This is a genomic window from Streptomyces sp. NPDC096040, assembly GCF_040303265.1.
Classification (GTDB): domain Bacteria; phylum Actinomycetota; class Actinomycetes; order Streptomycetales; family Streptomycetaceae; genus Streptomyces.
This window is the reverse complement of sequence record NZ_JBEOTA010000001.1, coordinates 213,309-231,431: the sequence shown is the minus strand read 5'-3', so window position 1 is coordinate 231,431 and position 18,123 is coordinate 213,309. Positions and strand designations below refer to the sequence as shown.

The 18,123-nt window shown below is 71.8% G+C and carries 13 protein-coding genes; 9 read left to right on the top strand and 4 right to left on the bottom strand.

The features are described from left to right. Positions 1-35 precede the first annotated feature (35 nt). Positions 36-2,111 carry a hypothetical protein gene (locus tag ABTY98_RS01060; RefSeq protein ID WP_352218736.1) on the top strand — a complete coding sequence of 692 codons (2,076 nt, stop codon included), beginning with the start codon at positions 36-38 and terminating at the stop codon, positions 2,109-2,111. A 323-nt stretch (positions 2,112-2,434) separates the two neighbouring features. On the opposite strand, the gene ABTY98_RS01055 is transcribed toward ABTY98_RS01060, so the two are convergent. Both ABTY98_RS01055 and ABTY98_RS01050 read right to left on the bottom strand, forming a co-directional pair. Continuing rightward, positions 2,435-3,124 carry a response regulator gene (locus tag ABTY98_RS01055; protein ID WP_352218735.1) on the bottom strand — a complete coding sequence of 230 codons (690 nt, stop codon included), beginning with the start codon at positions 3,122-3,124 and terminating at the stop codon, positions 2,435-2,437. Further along, positions 3,121-4,785 (bottom strand): ATP-binding protein, encoded by a 1,665-nt coding sequence (locus ABTY98_RS01050; protein WP_352218734.1) that lies wholly within the window; start codon positions 4,783-4,785, stop codon positions 3,121-3,123. The genes ABTY98_RS01055 and ABTY98_RS01050 overlap by 4 nt, the downstream gene beginning before the upstream one ends. Before the next feature lie 246 nt (positions 4,786-5,031). Here ABTY98_RS01050 and ABTY98_RS01045 point away from each other — a divergent pair, with 246 nt between their 5' ends. The 3 genes from ABTY98_RS01045 to ABTY98_RS01035 all read left to right on the top strand — a co-directional run bounded on the left by ABTY98_RS01045 (position 5,032) and on the right by ABTY98_RS01035 (position 7,935). After that, positions 5,032-5,895 carry an ABC transporter ATP-binding protein gene (locus tag ABTY98_RS01045; RefSeq protein ID WP_352218733.1) on the top strand — a complete coding sequence of 288 codons (864 nt, stop codon included), beginning with the start codon at positions 5,032-5,034 and terminating at the stop codon, positions 5,893-5,895. Further along, entirely contained in the window at positions 5,892-6,773 is an 882-nt protein-coding gene (locus ABTY98_RS01040; RefSeq protein ID WP_352218732.1) for an ABC transporter permease, read from the top strand. Before ABTY98_RS01045 ends, ABTY98_RS01040 begins: the two co-directional genes overlap by 4 nt. 67 nt (positions 6,774-6,840) lie before the next feature. After that, positions 6,841-7,935, top strand: coding sequence for an ABC transporter substrate-binding protein (locus ABTY98_RS01035; RefSeq protein WP_352218731.1), 1,095 nt, complete (start codon positions 6,841-6,843; stop codon positions 7,933-7,935). 51 nt (positions 7,936-7,986) lie between these two features. On the opposite strand, the gene ABTY98_RS01030 is transcribed toward ABTY98_RS01035, so the two are convergent. Continuing rightward, positions 7,987-9,636 carry an alkaline phosphatase family protein gene (locus ABTY98_RS01030; RefSeq protein ID WP_352218730.1) on the bottom strand — a complete coding sequence of 550 codons (1,650 nt, stop codon included), beginning with the start codon at positions 9,634-9,636 and terminating at the stop codon, positions 7,987-7,989. A gap of 784 nt (positions 9,637-10,420) precedes the next feature. Between ABTY98_RS01030 and ABTY98_RS01025 the strand changes: the two genes are divergently transcribed. After that, the gene (locus ABTY98_RS01025) at positions 10,421-13,066 is read left to right on the top strand and encodes a beta propeller repeat protein (protein ID WP_352218729.1); all 2,646 of its coding nucleotides are present in this window, start codon (positions 10,421-10,423) and stop codon (positions 13,064-13,066) included. A gap of 47 nt (positions 13,067-13,113) precedes the next feature. On the opposite strand, the gene ABTY98_RS01020 is transcribed toward ABTY98_RS01025, so the two are convergent. After that, on the bottom strand, positions 13,114-13,650 hold the full coding sequence (locus ABTY98_RS01020; protein ID WP_352218728.1) for a hypothetical protein: 537 nt from the start codon (positions 13,648-13,650) through the stop codon (positions 13,114-13,116). Between the two features lie 256 nt (positions 13,651-13,906). Between ABTY98_RS01020 and ABTY98_RS01015 the strand changes: the two genes are divergently transcribed. The 4 genes from ABTY98_RS01015 (at position 13,907) to ABTY98_RS01000 (ending at position 18,116) form a co-directional block, all read left to right on the top strand. After that, positions 13,907-15,076 carry a sensor histidine kinase gene (locus ABTY98_RS01015; RefSeq protein WP_352218727.1) on the top strand — a complete coding sequence of 390 codons (1,170 nt, stop codon included), beginning with the start codon at positions 13,907-13,909 and terminating at the stop codon, positions 15,074-15,076. Further along, positions 15,073-15,732, top strand: a complete 660-nt coding sequence (locus tag ABTY98_RS01010) for a response regulator (RefSeq protein WP_352218726.1) — start codon at positions 15,073-15,075, stop codon at positions 15,730-15,732. The genes ABTY98_RS01015 and ABTY98_RS01010 overlap by 4 nt, the downstream gene beginning before the upstream one ends. 113 nt (positions 15,733-15,845) lie before the next feature. After that, entirely contained in the window at positions 15,846-16,481 is a 636-nt protein-coding gene (locus tag ABTY98_RS01005) for a GOLPH3/VPS74 family protein (RefSeq protein ID WP_352218725.1), read from the top strand. A gap of 15 nt (positions 16,482-16,496) precedes the next feature. Further along, positions 16,497-18,116: a carboxylesterase/lipase family protein gene (locus ABTY98_RS01000; RefSeq protein ID WP_352218724.1), complete on the top strand. Its 1,620-nt coding sequence runs from the start codon at positions 16,497-16,499 to the stop codon at positions 18,114-18,116. The last annotated feature ends 7 nt before the right edge of the window (positions 18,117-18,123 follow it).

Sequence of the window (18,123 nt, the reverse complement as noted above, 5' to 3'; positions counted from 1 at the left end):
TGACCGACGAACTCCACGAAGGAAATGACACTCCCATGCGCATGTGCTACGACCCCGACGACGAGGACGGGTTCGAGGCGGGCCGTGACCTGCTCGTCGACCGGCTCGAACGGTGGGCCGCCCGGTGCGGCGAGCCCGGGGGGCAGGTCGACGCGTTCGCGGTGGCCGCCGCCCTCGACTACCGGCATCTGGGCACGCCCGACGGGCGTCTCGGGCTGTGGGAGCCACGGCATGTCAAGGAGTTCCTGCTGGACTGGGCGCCGCGCACGATCACCGTGCTGCCCGACGAGGAACTGCCCGACGCACCGGGGGCGCTGCGGCTGCTGCTGCGCTTCCTGCACGCGGCGCACCTCGCGGACCCGCGCGGGCCCGGCCTGAACACCCAGCTCGCCGCGGTGGACGAGGCCGTCCGCACCTACCGGGAGGCGATGGCCGACCGCACCCGCTTCGGACCCGCCAAGTTCTGGCTGACGCTGGCCGCCGAGCACGGCAGCGACACGACCAGCCAGGAGGACCTCGACCGCTTCGTCGAACGCGTGCACGCGGGCGAGATCGACCACGACGAGGCCGCGCTCGCCGTGATCGCCCGGCGGCACCTCGTCGAGGGCCCTGCCGACGCCCGGCGCAGCGAGCCGCAGCTGCCCGTCGCCCTGCCGTCCGAACAGGAACTGCGCGCGGACGCCGAGCGGATCACCCTCCTCACCCAGGTCCGGCTGCTCACCGAGTGGGCGGGTCGGCAGGGCCGCCCCCTGACCACGACCGGGCGGCTGAAGACCGCCGACGCGCGGGACCTCGCCGACCGGCTGGCCACCGGCGACGCCCCCACGGAATCCGTACGCTCCCTCGACGACCTGCCACGCCTGAACCTGGTTCTCGAACTGGCCCGGCAGGCCCGCCTGGTCCGGGTCGTCAAGGGCCGCCTGTACGCGGTCGCCAAAGCCGCACCCGAGCTGAAGGACCCCCTCGCCCTGTGGCGGCGCGCTTTCGACGCCGTCTTCGGTCTGCGCCGTCCTCTGCTCGGGGCGAAGAGCGGCTGGCACGTCGAGTCCCTGCTCTTCGACACGTACGAGGACACGCTGGCCGACATCCTCAACACCCTCTACAGCCTGCCCCATCCCATGCCCTGGCCCCGACTGCGCGACAGCGTCGACTACGGCCACCGCGTCCGCCTCCGGCTCGACGACCAGGCGCCCGCCATGTGGTTCGACCACGCCCACCGGGACCTGCGCCGCCTCCTGGACGTCCTCGACGAGCTGGGCGCCGTCGAACGTACCCGCGGCCGGCCCGCGCCCGAGTACCTGGAGGTCCCGGCCTACTCAGGCATGCCGGCCCCTCCGCCCGGTACGCATGCCGCACTCGTGGCCCTGCTCCCCGAGCAGCCGCCCGCACCTGCCTTCGACACCAGCGAACTCGACGGCGATTCGGTGGAGTTGATCGGCCTGAGTGCCCTGGGCACGTGGGCCGTGCGAGCCCGGCTGCTCGACGAGGGCCGCGACGCGCCCCTCGTCGGCGAACTCCGCCACGCCACCGCGGCCGGCCTGCTAGGCGTTCTGGCCGACCACTACGACACCGACTCCGCCCGCAGCGAGCTGACCGGCTGGACGGAGGCCCACGACGATACGGACCACGCCCGTGCGCAACTCCTCGGCGCCGTACGGGACATGCCCTTCCGCAGCCGCGCCCAGGCCATGCTCGACACCCTGCTGGTCGCGCTGCCCGAGCCGGAGGGCGAGCGTCTCGTCCGGTCCCTGCGCGGCGACCCCCGGCTGGCCCCGTACGCCATCGGCGTCCTGGTCCAGCGCGACCTGCTCGACCCCGACGACCTGACGGACACCGAATCCCTGGTCATGGTCGCCGAAGGCATGCTCCAACTGCTGGAGATCACCGGACCCGAGGGTCTTGCCCAGGCCGCACTCACCCGTGATCCCGACCTCCGTGACGCGATCGAGGCCGCCCTGGCCGCGCCCCACCCCGACCGGGCCGCCCTCGCGGAACTCGAGCAGGCCGCTGCCCGGCTGCCCCGCACCGGCCGGGCGCGCGGGGAACGGAGACGGCGCGGGAGGGGGGCTGGAGCCGGACACGGAAGACAGAAGCGCGGACGGGGCCGCTGACCGCAGGTCCGGACTCCCCGTCCGGCTCCGCCCTCGGTCGAAGCGGACGGGCCTTCTCGTCGGTAAGGCACTCCGCTTCCGGGCGACGCGTACGCCGTCCGCGTGCTGTACCACGGCTGAGGTCCGCGTCCGCCGGGCTGACCCCAAAGGGCGCTTCCGGCGGTGGAGTGGGTGATCAGGGTTGTTGCCGGCCTCCGGGATGGCCGTGGCCACGACGGCTGCGGTCTGCCTCACGGATGTGGGTGGTACCCGGGCGGCTGTGTCTGTGAGTGGTGGCGGCAAGACCGGCGAGCTGCCCCCGTCAGGTGGGCTCGGCGCCCGGCTCATCGGGCGATCCTGTAGCGGTGTTCGGGGCGGCCGGTGGCGCCGTAGCGGAGTTCGAGCCGGACCATGCCCTCCCGTACGAGGTAGGAGAGATAACGCTGAGCCGTTGCGCGGGAGACGCCGGTGAGTTCGGCGGCCTGGGCCGCGGACAGGGCGTCCTGGGCGGTGCGCAGGGCCTGGTGCAGGAGGGCGAGGGTCGGTGCGGAGTGCCCCTTGGCCGGGACCCGGGGGACGACCGGTGGCCGGGCGGCGCTGAAGAGGGCGTCCACGTCGGCCTGGTCGGTCCGCGGGGCAAGGCCCAACGCGGCTGTGCGGTACTGGAGTTCGCGGTAGGCGGTGAGACGCTCGGCCAGGTCGGCGGAGCCGAACGGCTTGACCAGGTAGCCCACGGCGCCGAGCTTCATCGCGGTCCGTACCGAGGTGATGTCCCGGTCGGCGGTGATCATGAGCGCGTCGGGGCGGGCGCCGCCCTCGTCCGAGCTGAGCTGCCGCAGCACGTCGAGTCCGCTGCCGTCCGGCAGGAATATGTCGAGCAGCAGCAGGTCGGGGTGGAGGGTGCGCACCGCGTCCAGTGTCTCGGCCACGGTCGCCGCCCGGCCGACCACCTCGAAGTCCTCGATACGGGACGCGTAGTCGCAATGGATGTGGCTGACCCGGAAGTCGTCGTCCACCACCAGGGTCCGGATCATCCGGCGTCACCTCCGGTCGGCGAGGCCGTCGTGAACTGTGCGTCCCGTGGCAAGGGGGTGGCGTCCGGCAGCGGCAGAACGACGGTGAAGACCGCTCCCGGCCCCTCGGTGACCGTGATCGTCCCGCCGTGCCGCTGGGTCAGCCGGTGGACGAGGGCCAGCCCCAGCCCGCGCCGGGCGGTGCCCCGGTCGGGCCGGGTCGACCAGCCGTCCTCGAAGATCGACTCGGTGGCGCCCGGCGGAATCCCCGGGCCGCTGTCCGCGACCCGCACCATCACCAGGTCGACGGCCTCCACCAGCGAGAGCAGCACCTTCCGGCCACCCGCCGGGGGCGGTCCGCCGGACGCCGCGTCGATCGCGTTGTCCAGCAGGTTGCCGACGATGGTCAGCAGCCGGCGCAGATGCGGCGGGTCCTCGCCGAGCGCGGAGTCGTCACTGAGCACCATCCGTACCCCGCGTTCCGCGGCCACCGTGGTCTTGGCGACGATCAGCCCCACGAGCAGTGCGTTGCCGATCCGTTCGCGTACGGACTCGGTCAGCGCCTGGTCGGCGCCGGCCGACTCCACGGCGTACTCGAAGGCGGCGTCGTGGTCGCCGATGTCCAGCAGCCCGGCCACCGTGTGCATACGGTTGGTGAACTCGTGTTGCTGCGCGCGCAGGGCATCGGTCAGCCCGCGCACCGAGTCCAGTTCGCGCAGCAGCCCGATCAGCTCGGTGCGGTCGCGTACGGTGACCACCGCGCCCAGCTCACGGCCCTGCAGCGTCACCGGCATCCGGTTGACCACCAGGCAGTGGTCGTCGGTCAGCACACTGAGGTCTGCGCCGGTCAGGGTGCCGTCCAGGGCGCGGCGCAGCCGCCCCTCCGGCAACACCTCCTCGAGTCGGCTGCCGAGCGCCGTACCGAGGCCGAGCAGATTGCGGGCCTCGTCGTTGATCACGGTGATCCGGCCGTCGGGAGCGAAGGCGATCACGCCCTCCCGGATGCCGTGGAGCATCGCCTCGCGATCCTGGAACAGTCCGGCGATCTCCTCCAGTTCCAGCCCGAAAGTCGACCGCTTCAGTTGCGTGGCCAGCAGGAACGCGGCAGCCGAGCCGAGTGCGACGGCGATCGCGCTGTACAGGCCGAAGGTGGGCAGCTCCCGCCACAGCTCGCCGAGCACGTCGTGTTCCGGGATGCCGGCCGAAACCTCGCCGACCAGCGTGCCCGTGGGCCCTTTCAGCGGAGCCTTGCCGTTGGCGGACCGCCCGGTCGCGCCCTGGTCGGAGCCGACGTGGGGACGGCCGTCGAGGACCACGATCGGATCGTCCACCGGCTCGCCGATCAGCGCCGGGACCGGATGCGAGTGGCGGACGCCGTGCAGGTCGATCACGACCACGTACGACGCCCCCGATGCCTTCCGTATCCGTTCGGCGACGGTCTGCACGATGCCGTCGTCGGCCCCTTGCGCCATGGCCTGCCGGATCTGCGGATCGGCGGCCGTGGTCTGCGCGATGTCCAGTGCCCGCTGCTCGTAGGCACGGTCGATCTCGGCCCGCTGCGCGAACGCGAAGAGTACGAAGCCGATGGCTCCGGTGAGGGCCAGGATGACGAGCTGGTTGGCCAGGATCCGCGCGGAGAGCCTCCCCTTCCCGCCGCGGCCGATCCGGATTCGGATGGGCATCACAGGTGACTTCGCCCTTGTCGTACGGCCGGGCACGGCCCCTTCGCCGTACCCGTGGTGGCGTGATTGTGTCCCACCGCGGACGTCCTGCCCACCCCCCGGTCCGCTGAGCAGAACGCGCAGAACCCCTGTTAACGCGGCTAACGCGGGATACGTCTGAAACAGCGACGTAACACCGCGGGGCCTCTAGCGTCTGCCTTCCTCGACCTCCGAGGACCTCCGAATCGGGGAAGGAGACAGCCTCAGATGGCTTCGCGAAACGACGTCGCGACGGGCCACGTCGCCGAGACGGCCGACGGCCTGGACAGCGCGCGAGTCGAGATCTCAGGACTCACCAAACGGTTTCTGACTCCTGCGGGCGAGGTGTTCACGGCACTGCGGGACGTTTCCTTCACCGTGGAACCTGGCCAGTTCTGCGCGGTGGTCGGCCCGACCGGCTGTGGCAAGTCGACGACGCTGAGCATGGTGTCCGGGCTCGACCGGCCCAGCGAGGGCTCGGTCAGGGTCGGCGGCCGTGAGGTGGACGGCGTCACCGACGGCGTCAGCTTCATGTTCCAGACCGACGCGCTGCTGCCCTGGAAGACGGTTCTCGGCAACGTCCTGATGGGCCCTGTCTTCCACAAAGTGCCCAAGCAGCAGGCCCAGGCCTCGGCACGCGACTGGCTGCGCCGGGTGGGCCTGACGGGATTCGAGGACCGCTACCCGCACCAGCTCTCGGGCGGCATGCGCAAGCGCGTGGCGATGGCCGCGGCGCTGATCAACGAACCCAGGATCCTCATCATGGACGAGCCGTTCGGCGCCCTGGACGTGCAGACCAAGGCGATCATGTCGACCGAACTCCTCGGCCTGTGGGAGCAGATCCGTCCGTCGGTCATCTTCATCACCCACGACCTCGACGAGGCCGTGGCGCTCGCCGACCGGGTCGTCGTCATGACGTCCAGCCCCGGCTCGGTCAAGGCGGTCTTCGACATCGACCTGCCGCGCCCGCGCGGCTCGGTCCAGGAGATCCGCTTCCAGCGCCGCTTCATCGAACTCCAGCACAAGATCTGGGACTGCCTGCGCGAGGAGGTGGAGCGCGCCTACGCACGCACCGCAGGAGGTACGGCATGAGTACGACGTCCGCTGTTTCCCCCGCCCCGGTCGAGGACGGCGCACAGTCCTCGACCGCGGCCGCCGCCAGGCGTGCCGCCCGGCGGCGCACCGTGCTGGTGTGGGCGGGCCGTATCGGCCTCGCGGCCTTCGTCATCGGGGGCTGGCAGGCGTTCACCACCTGGGGGATCGTCGACCCGTTCTTCTTCGGGCAGCCGTCCGGCATCGCCAAGCGGCTGGTCGACCTCTTCCAGAACGGCACCGAGTTCGGGTCCTTCTACTCGAACATCTGGACAACGATCCAGGAGGCGCTGGTCGGCTTCGCCCTCGGGGCCGTCACCGGAGTGGTCTTCGGCGTCGCGCTGGGCCAGAGCCGCTTCCTCGCCGACGTGCTCGGCCCCTACATCAAGATGGTCAACGCGATCCCGCGTATCGTCCTCGGCTCGATCTTCATCGTCGCGTTCGGCATCGGCGTGCTGCCGAAGATCCTGCTCGCCGCGGTGCTGGTGTTCTTCATCGTCTTCTTCAACGCCTTCCAGGGCGTCCGCGAGGTCGACCGCAACATCCTCGCGAACACCAAGGTCCTCGGCGCCTCGCAACTGCAGATCATCCGCCATGTCACCGTGCCCTCCGCGCTCACCTGGATCATCGCCAGCCTGCACAGCGCCTTCGGCTTCGCCATCGTCGGCGCGCTGGTCGGTGAGGTGCTCGGCGCGCAGAGCGGCCTTGGCCTGGTCATCAAGACCGCGCAGAACAACTTCGACCCCAACGGCGTGTTCGCCACGATGCTCGTCATCTCGGTCATCGTGCTCGGCGCCGAGTGGCTGATCGGCAAGCTCGAGCACCGGCTGTTGTCCTGGCGCCCGCCGACCCCGTCCGAGGCCTCCAACGCCATCTGACGCCCCCCCGCGCCCCCTACTTCATCTCATTCATCCCAGAATCCTCAGCAAAGGAATGTGGTCAGCCATGTCCAGACGACCCGTCGCCGTCGCCGCGTCTCTGCTCACCGTTCTCACCCTCGGCGCGGTCAGCGCCTGTTCCGGCAACTCCAGCTCCAGCACCGGCAGCGGCGGTTCCGGCGGTACGCCGACCGTCAAGCTCATGGTCGGCGGCATCGACAAGCAGATCTACCTGCCGTACCAGCTCGCCCAGAACCTGGGCTACTACAAGAAGTACGGCGTCGACGTCCAGCTGAGCACCGAGCAGGACGGCGGTGTCGGCGCCGAGGAAGCCATGGCCTCGGGACAGGTGGACATGGCGGGCGCCTGGTACAACCACACGATCGAGTTCCAGGCGAAGGGCAAGGCCGTCGAGGACGTCGTGCAGCTCTCCGGCGCGCCGGGCGAGCGCGAGATGTGCACCCAGAAGTCGGGCGTCACCTCGGGCGCCGACTTCAAGGGCAAGACCCTCGGTGTCACCGACCTGGGCTCGGGCACCGACACACTCACCCAGTTCCTGGCCGCCAAGAAGGGCGTCAAGCTCAGCCAGTTCCACCGGATCGGGGTCGGTGCGGGCTCCACCGCCATCGCCGCGCTGCAGAACGGCAAGGTCGACTGCGTGATGACGACGCAGCCGACGGTGGCCGCGATCCAGAAGAAAGGCGTCGGTACGTCCGCGATCGACCTGGCCACCACGGGCGGCGCCGTGGCGGCGATGGGCGGTGCCTACCCTGCTGCCAGTGTGCTCGCCCGCACCGACTGGGTGGACTCGCACAAGGACACGGTGCAGAAGGTCGTCGACGCGCTCGTCGCCACCATGCACTGGATCAACACGCACAGCGCGGCCGACATCGCGAACAAGCTGCCGGCGTCGTTCGTGTCGAACCAGCTGGTGACCAAGGCCGACTACGTCTCGGCCCTGAACGAGGACAAGGGCCAGTTCCTCCCGGACGGTCTCATGCCGGCCGGTGGTCCGAAGACCTCTCTGGCGACGGAGAAGCTGGTCGGTAACGTCAAGTCGTCGGTGGACCTCAGCAAGACGTTCACCAACGACTTCGCCATCCAGGCCAACAAGACCGAGGGCTTCAAGACGACCACGACCCCGGCCGGCCCGAACGGCTGAGCCTGCGGCCGGTGCGCCCCGGGCCTACGCGGCCGGGGCGCACCGAACGGGTCAGCGGACCGGCAGCACGGTGGTGTGTTCCTCGCGCACGGCCTTCAGGGAGCGGGGGTCGAGACCGAGCAGGCTCAGGATCGTCGGTGCGATCTGCTTGGTCTGCACGTCCGCGGAGTCGCGCACGCCGTCCGGGACGGAGGCGCCGGACACGACGAGAGGAACGGCGAGGTCGTCGGAGTGGCCGCCGCCGTGCTCGGCGATCTTCTTGGTGCCGCCGGTGTAGACGACGCCGTACTGCGCGACACCGAGGAGGTCCGGGACCCGGGCGTCGCCGGCCTTGACGTGGAAGTAGTCGGCCGCGGCCTTGCCAGCGTAGACCTTGCTGAGCCCGCTGTGGGCGTAGGCCTTGGGCGCGGCGTTGAGGTCGGTGCCGGTGCCGCTCTGCTCGAGGAGGTACTTCTTGGCGAAGGCGGTGGCGGCCGCGGAGCGGTCGGAGAGCCAGAGCAGCATGGCGTCGTCGTCCACCGCGTGCGTCACCAGGTCGGCGGCGCCGGGGTGGAGCTTCTTCCAGGCGGCGTTGAGGCCGTCCAGCAGCGGGCCGTCGTCGACGCGGGTGAGCGCGGCGGGGTCGGTGGGCGACTGGCCGTGCTTGGCGGAGAGGATGACGGTGGTGCTGCCGGAAAGGTGCCGCTTGCCGATCTCGGCGGTCAGGGCGCCGATCTCCGTGTTGACGAAGTCCAGGTTCTTCACCAGCAGCGGACCTGGGACGTTCTTGGCGGTGTAGCCGCCGGTGAGGCCGTCCGAGGCGGGCAGCTTCTGCGCGGTGGAGACCGACTGGAAGTTGAGGCCGAAGATCGCCGGGGTGCCGACCTTGTGGGAGCGGCTGTGGTCGTAGCCGTCGATCTCGTTGAGGACGGCCTTCACCTTGTAGCCGTCGTACTGCTCGGTGGCCTTGTTGTCCTTGGTCCAGTCGTTGCCGGCGGCGTAGCCGAGGGCGTCGCTGTTGATCTCCGGGGTGAACAGGTCCTGGACGCCGGTGCCCGAGGGGCCGCTGAGGATCTCGTAGGCGGCGTGCTTGTCCGACCAGGCGGTACGCAGACCCGCCTGGCGGGCCACCTCGAAGATCGTGTTCACCTTGAGATACGAGTGCGGGTACACCGGCTCGCAGGTCTTCGGGTCGACCGGCAGCTTCGACGCGTTGATCAGGCTCGCCGGGTGGCCGGTCATCGACAGGATGCTGTCCGGCAGGCCCGCGAGGCCCTGACCGGCGTCGATGGAGGCCTGGTTCTTGTCCAGGTCCTCCGTGAGGTCCACCTCGACCCCGGGCTTGACGCCCTTGCAACTGGTGGTTCCCGCCGGGAGAAGCGCGGCGTTGTAGGTGTCGTCGTAGTAGATGCCCGTGGTGCCGGGAGTGCCGCCGGTCGCCTGGGCGACCATGCCGGGGAAGGAGTCGGACGGCGTGGTGGTGCTGGCGTGGGTGTACTCCACACCGTCGCCGACCAGCCGGGCCAGCGCGGACTTCGGGTGTCTGGCGATGTACCAGGCCAGGTCCGACTGGTGCAGCCCGTCCACGGAGACCAGCAGGACATGCCTGGCGGCGGCCCGGTGGGGGGAGGCGGCGAACGCGGAGGGCTGGGCGGCAGTCACCCCGGTCAGGACTCCGGCGGCGGCGAGGACGGCTGCGGACCTGACGTAACGTCTGGACATCTGTTGTCTCCCGGGTGTTCGGGGCGGGCTGCGGGTGCCGGGCTCATCAGAGTGGCGCCTTGTGTACCGGAAACGGCGCATGTGTGAACACACCCGGAATGAGCGGTCGGGTCTTCGCCAAGTAGGTCTGGTTTTCCCCGGGGAGGAGGGACGGCCGCGGCCTCGGGCGAGCCGAACGACTGGAGTCGGCAGGTCGCCGGCGGCGCACAGCTCGGTTCGGTCCCGCCGGCGGGGCGTGGCCACCGACGGCGGTGACGGCCTGCCGGCAGGTGTGGTCGACGACGTCGCCTGCGGCGAAGATCCAGGGGATTGTTCGTGCGGCTGGTGGGCGAGGCACCCGGCGGCGCCCGTGCACCCCAGCTGATCGACCCGGCCGCGAGGATCCCGCTGCAGGGCGCCAGGACGCGCCCCGCGAGGTCGGTGAACGGATGGGACAGCGGGCACTCCCGGTGCGGACGGCCGGGTCGTCGCAGCCCGGCTCGACGAACCGCGACCAGGGCCCCGGATCATGGTCGGCTCGGCGATCTCATACGGCGTGAAGCCCGGACGGGTCGCGTGCAGGTGTGTTCACCCGGCGGTACACCGCGCGGTCCTCCGCAGCCGTGGCGAACTCTCCGGCGCGAGCCGTTCCCATGCGCGTCGGGCAGCCGCGGTGAGGGCAGACGCGAGCGGGGCCGAGGTGACAGGTGCTTGACAAAGATTTCCTCAAGGCCGGGACACTCTCCCTCGCCCGTGGTCGGGTCTCCTGCAACGGCTGTACGAACTGCCCGTGTGGGAGGCCTTGGTGTCAGCACCAACCCGTAAGAGACGATGGCTCACGATCTGCGCCGTCACAGCGTCCGCCGCTCTCGTCGCGATACCCGCGGGAGCCGCGTCCGGACCGGGCGGCAGCCCCTTTGGGGCGCGCTCTCTCGCGCAAGTCGCCGGGGAACGTGAACAGTCGGTGGGTGCGCTCAGCCCCATGGCGGCGGGGGAGGACGGCGACGGCGGCAACGAGGCCGACGAGATCGCCGAGGGCGCGGACCAGTACGCCGAGGCCCGCACCTCGCCCGGCATCGTCGCGCCCGGCGCGTACGGCGCCGCCTGGACCAGCCTGACCGAGCTGCCGGGCACGGGCGGCAGCTGGGACCATGTCACCGGCCTGCCGTACAACTCCGACGACCCGCGCTATCGCGACTACGACTCCAACTCCAGCGGCGGCTCGGGCAACGTCACCGGCCGGATGGCGGCGATGGCCGCCGATGACGACGGGTACGTGTACGCGGGCAGTGCGGGCGGCGGCGTGTGGCGCTCGCGCACCGGCGGTGGGCACTGGCAGCCCGTCAGCGACCGGCTGTCCTCGCAGTCCACGGGCGCCCTCGCGCTGGACGGGGCCGGGCGGCTGTGGCTGGGTACCGGTGAGGCGACGACCAACGCGGACGCGTACCTCGGCAGTGGTGTGTACGTCCTGTCCGACCCGCACCACGGCACGTTCTCGTCGCGCAGCCGCGTCGGTGGCGACGAGCTGGAGTCGACCACGATCCACGAGCTCCGCTTCGGCCGCGGCAAGGTGTGGGCGGCGACCAGCGAGGGTGTGTGGAGCCACTCGACGAAGTCGCTGAAGGGCGCCTGGAAGCTGGAGTTCGCGCCCAACCCCGACTATCTGCCGGGCGGTTCGAAAGCGGACGACGAGTCGGCCGCGTACAAGAACATCGCCAACGACATCGCGATCGACCCGAAGGACCCGAGCAAGGTCGTGCTCGCGGTCGGCTGGCGCAGCGGTGACGACTACAACGGCTTCTACACCAAGGGCTCCGACGGCACCTGGACGCGGATCACCGGCGGCCTGGGCGACCTCCCGGCCGACCCGGACAACGTCGGCAACGTCACCTTCGCCCGCTCCGCCGACGGCTCCCGCTACTACGCCATCGACCAGTCGCCGGAACAGCTGAACACCAACCCGGACAGCGGCCTGGAAGGCATCTACGTCTCCAAGTCCGGCTCTCCCACCGGGCCGTGGACCGAGATCGCCGACTACAAGGGCCTGGCCGCCGACGGCTCGGCGCTGACCTCCAGCGGTTACATGCCGGGCGTGCAGGCCTGGTACAACCAGTTCCTGACCGTCGACCCGAAGAACCCGGAGCACGTGTACGCGGGCCTGGAGGAGGTCTACGAGACCAAGGACGGCGGCAGCAGCTGGTCGACCGTCGGCCCGTACTGGAACTTCGGCTTCTCCTGCTGGAGCATCGACCCCGCCAAGCAGACCGGCGACTGCAACCAGACCACCCACTCCGACCAGCACGGCGTCGCGATCGGCAGCTACCACGGCAAGAGCTACGTGTACGTCGGCAACGACGGCGGCGCCTACAAGCGCCCGGTCAACGGCGTCCAGGACTCCTCCGGCCACGCCACCGACTGGACCTCCCTCAACGACGGCACCATCGACACCCTCCAGTACTACTCGGTCGGCGTCGGCAAAGACCTCACCTACGGCGGCGTCTCCGTCACCGGCGGCCTGCAGGACAACGGCCAGTCCATTCTGCGCGGCAACGACAAGGTGATGGGCTCCGACTTCGGCGGTGACGGCGGCGACACCCTCACCGACCCTGCCAACGGCTGCAACATCGCCGAGGAGTACGTCTACCTCGCGATCCAGGTGACCCAGAACTGCGCCGTCAATGACGGCTCCTGGGTGAGCGATCCCAGCAGGATCACGTCGTACAACGTCGCCCCGGCCGACAACGCCACCGGCGAGGCCCGCTTCATCGCCCCGCTGGCCGCCGACATGAAGGACAGCGCGACCTGGGTCGCGGGCGGCCGCCATGTGTGGGTGCAGACCCACGGCTACGCCATCCGCAGCGGCGACGAGTGGAAGAGCGTGTACGACCTGGGCGCCGGCCGCACCGCGACCGCCGTCGCGGCCTCGGGCGGCAAGGTGTACGCGGCCTGGTGCGGTCCCTGCAACAACCAGGGCTTCGCCCGCGGCATCTCCGTCGGGAACGCGGACGGCACCGGCTGGCACGACATCGCCCTGCCGGTGGACGGGACGGTGCCCAACCGCTACCTCAGCGGCTTCGCCATCGACCCGAAGAACGCCGACCACGTCTACCTCGCGGTCAACGGCTTCTCCCGGCACTGGACCGAAGGGCCCGGCGCCGGTGTCGGCCACGTCTTCGAGTCCAAGGACGGCGGCACCACCTGGAAGGACATCTCGAAGAACCTCCCCGACGTGCCGGCCGACTCCGCCGTCGTCACGCCGGACGGCGGCCTCGCCGTCGCGACCGACCTGGGCGTCGTCTACCGGGCGCCGGGCCGCACGACGTGGCAGCGCGTCGGCAGCCTTCCGGCCGTCGCCGTGCTCCAGCTGAAGCTCAGCCCTGACGGCAGCACCCTGTACGCGGCCACCCACGGCCGTGGCATCCACAGCATCAAGGTGCGCGACTGCCGCTGAGCCACAGGTGTCGGTGACGCAGGGGTGACCCCGGCCCAAGGCCGGGGTCACCCCTGCGTCGGGTAGGGGACCACGCTCACGTGCAGGGTGAACGCCGGGCGCGCCGCTCCCGCCACGTCCGGAGCCTTCGCCGTCACGCCGACGTCGGCGGCTCCCGGCCGTACGCTCGCGCACCGCAGGGTGGCGTGGGCGGTGCCGTCCGCGTCCACCCGCCACCCGGACGGCAGCACGAAGGCGGGCGCCGAGCTGTGGAGCGCCGTCCACCGCTTGTCGTCCGTCCGGGGCCGCAGGACGAGGGAGACCACCGTCCCGGGCCGGACGCACAGCCGCTGCTCGGGGGCGCCGCCGGGGGTGACCGTGAGGTCGGTGTGACCGGCGGCGCAGCCCACCGGCGAGACGGAGGCGGTGGGGGAGGCGGACGGACCGCCCTGGGCCGCACTTGCCGACGCGCTTGCGGACACACCGGCCGACGGCTCGGACGAGAGGCTCCGGGACCCTACCGCCCCGTCCCCGCGCGCCGACGAGCCGCATGCGGCCAGCACGGCAACCCCGGCGACCACCCACACCCCGGCCCACCACCGCATCGGCAACTCCTCGCCTGAACGCCCGTACTGCTACCAGCATGCCCCGCAGTGCGGCACGGGAGGGAGGGGTGTCGTTGGTCTCGACGAAGAGAGGGCGGACGGGGTGAAATGACATGACCATGTAGGGTGCAGGGGTGTCAGCGTCCTGACGCACTTCCCGCACGGATGTCCGGTCGGCCGGGTCCCGCCCCATGGTGCGGGCGCGTACGAGGCATGCTCCCGACCCCACTCCCGCGCCACTGGATAGGGTCGCAACGTGGCCCGCACCAGCAGACAGCCGGACGACTCCCTCGCCGATGAGGCCCGAGGTGAGCTGTCGCCCCGGGTGGAGCGCGCGCTGTGGTGGGGGACGGCCGGCCTGGTGCTCGGTGTCCTCGGCACCTCGGTACTCGTCGCCGGCACGGAGCACGGCCGGCGACTGCCCGTGGCCGTGGCCCTGGTCCTCGCGCAGGCCTGCGCCCTGAGGTGGCAGGCGCGCGCCCCGGTCGCCGTACTGGCCGCGAACGCGGCGACAGGGCTCGCGGTGTGGGCGCTGCTGCCCGCGGTGACCTTGACGGGGGCGCTGCTCGCGGCGCAGTCCGCCCTGTGCGTGCTGTCGGCCACCAGGCCGCGGCGGGTCTCGGTGCGGGCGCTCGTGGCGATGTGCTTGCCGGCGCCGTTGGCGTTCGGGGCGGGCGGTGTCGCGGGGCTGACGGTCTATCTGCTGACGGTGGTCCTGGGGTGGACCGCGGGGCAGTGGCGCAGGGCGCAGCAGGCGCGGACGAGGGCGGAGACGCGCCGGGCCGTGGTTGAGGAGCGTGCGCGGATCGCGCGGGAGGTGCACGACGTCGTGGCGCACACCCTGTCGGTGATGGTCGTTCAGGCGGGCGCAGCCGATGACGTTTTCACCCAGCGGCCCGACCAGGCCCGTCAGGCGTTGCGGGCCATCGAGACGGGCGCACGGTCGGCACTGGGTGAACTGCGCCTGCTGCTACGGGTGTTCGGGCCCGAGGCGGAGGAGGGCAGGGCCGGGGAACAGCGGGAGCCCGGGCCCTCACTCGCCGGGCTGGACGAGCTGGCCGACACCGTGCGCGCGACCGGGATGACCGTGCACGTGCACCGCGAGGGCGCCACCGACGGGCTGCCGGCCGCGGTGGACCTGGCGGCGTACCGGATCGTCCAGGAGGCCCTCACCAACACGCTGCGCCATGCGGCCGGTGCCACCGAGGTGAGTGTGCGCGTGACGGCCGAAGGGGAGTGCGTGAGGGTGACGGTTGTCGACAACGGGCGTACAACGCAGGGGCGTTCGGTATCGGCGGGAGCGGGGCGCGGTCTGGTGGGGATGAAGGAGCGGGCGAGGCTCGTGGGCGGCGGTCTGCGCGCCGGGCCGCTGCCCCAAGGTGGGTTCGAGGTGGCGGCGCGGCTGCCGGTGGAGGGCGTGTCATGACGCTGCGTGTGGTGGTGGCCGACGACCAGGAACTGGTCCGTACCGGATTCCGCATGATCATCGACGCCCGGGACGACCTCGAGGTGGTCGGTGAGGCGTCCGACGGTCAGGAGGCGGTGCGGCTGACGCGGGAACTGGCGCCCGACGTCGTGCTGATGGACGTACGCATGCCCGTCGTGGACGGCATCGAGGCGACCCGGCAGATCGCTGAGTGCGGCAGCCGGGCCAGGGTGCTCGTGCTGACGACCTGGGACGTGGACACGCACGTGGTCGCCGCCCTGCGGGCCGGGGCGAGCGGCTTCCTGCTGAAGGACATCCGCCCCACCGAACTCGTCGACGCCATCCGCCTCACCGCGCGCGGCGACGCGCTGCTGGCGCCGACCGTGCTGAGCCGCGTCCTCGACCGCTTCCTGCGCACCACCCCCGACCCGGCGCCGCCGCCCTCCCTCAGGGACCTCTCCGGCCGGGAGCGGGAGGTGCTCACCCTGATCGGGCAGGCGCTGTCGAACGCGGAGATCGCCCAGCGGCTCGGCCTGTCGGAAGCCACCGTCAAGAACCATGTCACCGCGGTGCTGCGCAAACTGGGCCTGCGCGACCGCGTCCAGGCCGTCGTCGCGGCCTACGACCACGGTCTGGTGCGGCCGCGCCGCCCCTGACGCCGCCGCCTCCTCCTCAAGGATGAGGCCGGGCCGCGGTCCTCCCGTGTTCCCAGCGCCGGTCCACTCCTGCGGCCGATCCGCAGCCGGGTACCCGGCCATAGCGTCGAGGTATGACCGACGACCTGGCCTGCCTCCTGTACCTGCTCGCCCACGACGAAGCGGCCGAAGGCCCCTACGACCGCTCCCGGACGGAGTTGCTGGTCCGTGCCGCCGCCCTGGTCGACCTCGCGTTGCGCGGCCGGCTGGGGGAGGACGGCGGCACGGTCACCGTGTCCGGCACGGAACCGACCGGCGACCCCGTCCTGGACGGCGTTCTGCGCGACGCCGCCGGGCACGGCTGGAAGGCTCTCGTGCGCCGCCACCGCAAGCGGACCCTGACCGAGGTGGAGGACCGGCTCGCCGCGGAGGGCCTTCTCACCGTGAAGGCGCCCCGCACCCGCTTCGGTACCCGGCGGGTGACCGTGACGGACCGCGCCGTGCCCGCCGCACTCCGCGCCCGCCTCTCCACGGCGCTGCACGGGGACGGACCCGTGCGGGAGATCCCCGCCGCCGACGCCGCGCTGCTGGCGCTGGCCGCAGCGGGCGGCATCCGCTCGGTCCTGTCACGGCAGGACCAGAAGACCTTCCGGGCCCGTGTCGACGCCTGCACGGGGCGCCTTGCCGCCCTCGCGCCCGGCCTGGAGACAGCTGTACGCGCTCTGCCGACGACCATGATCGCCGCACAGGGCGGCATGGGCGGCAGCTGACCGAACGGGGAGAAGATGACCATCCACCGCCTCCTGGCCACCACCCTGGCCTGCGCCCTGACCGCCGCCCTCGCGACGGCCTGGTCCGAGGCGCCACCGACGCAGCCCGCCCGGCCCACCGCCACGACGGTACGCACGACGGAGCCCGCCCGGCCCGCCGCCGCCACGACGGTGCTCACCCACGACGGCCCGGTGCGGGGCGCCGCTCACGACGGTTACCGCACCTTCGAGGGCATCCCCTACGCGGCGCCCCCGGTCGGCAGGCTGCGCTGGGCGCCGCCCCACCGCGCCACCCCCTGGTCCGGGGTACGGGACGCGACCCGGCCCGCGAGCGCCTGCCCGCAGCCGGCCGGTGAGGTGCCCGGCGGCAGCACCGACGAGGACTGCCTCCACCTGAACGTCACGACCCCCGACGGCGCGGGACCGGTTCGCCCCCGGCCGGTGATCGTGTGGCTGCACGGCGGCGGCTTCACCACCGGAGCGGGCAGCTCGTACGACGCCCACCGCATGGCCGTCCGCGGCGATGTCGTGGTCGTCACCGTCAACTACCGCCTGGGAGCGCTCGGGTTCCTCGCGCACAGCGGGCTGCCCGGCTCCGGCACCTTCGGCCTGGCCGACCAGCAGGCCGCGCTGCGCTGGGTCCGTGCCGAGATCGGCGCTTTCGGCGGTGACACGCACAACGTGACGCTGGCCGGCGAGTCGGCGGGCGGCTACAGCGTCTGCGCCCAGCTCGCCTCACCCGCCGCCGCGGGACTCTTCGACCGGGCGATCATCGAGAGCGGACCCTGCACGGGCCGCCCGGACCGGCCGTTCGCGCCGTCCTCCGTCCCCCTGCCCACGGCGCGCACCGCGGGCGCGGACCTCGCGGCGAAGGCCGGCTGCGGCTCCGCCCGCGACGTCCTGGCCTGCCTGCGGCGCGTGGACGTCTCCCGTCTGCTCGCGGCCCAGGACGCCGATCAACAGCCCGCCCACACCACGCCGTTGCTGCCGGTCGACCCCGCGGTGGCGATCGCCGCCGGCCACTTCCACCATGTCCCCGTGCTCATCGGCGACAACCACGACGAGGGCAACGGCTGGGCCGCCGGGATCATCCAGGCCGGCAACCCCGTCACCCCCGACACCTGGCCCGACGTAGTGGCCGCCTTCTTCCCCTCCTCGGGGCGGTCCTCGGGGCAGGCGAAGGCGATCGTCCGCGAGTACCCGGTGCACCGCACCGACGGGGGTCCCGTGTTCGGTGCGGTCATCGGCGACGCCGACTTCGCCTGCCCGACGGCGCGCACCGACGGCCTGCTCGCCGCCCATGTGCCCGTATGGCGCTACGAGTTCGCCGACGAGCACGCCCCGCCGCTCACCCCGGGCACACCGCCGTTCCCGCTCGGCGCACCGCACGCGAGCGAACTGCCCTACCTGTTCGACCTGGGCGGCCGCCCCCGTGACCTGACCGCGGCCCAGCACCGGCTGGCCGACACCATGATCGACTACTGGACCCGCTTCGCCCGCACCGCCGACCCGAACGGACCGTCGTCGCCGCACTGGCCCCGGCAGACGGTGCTGTCCCTGGCGCCTGACCACGTCGTCCCCACCCGCACGGTGCAGACCCGACACCACTGTGCGTTCTGGAACGCCCTCGGGTGACCACGGG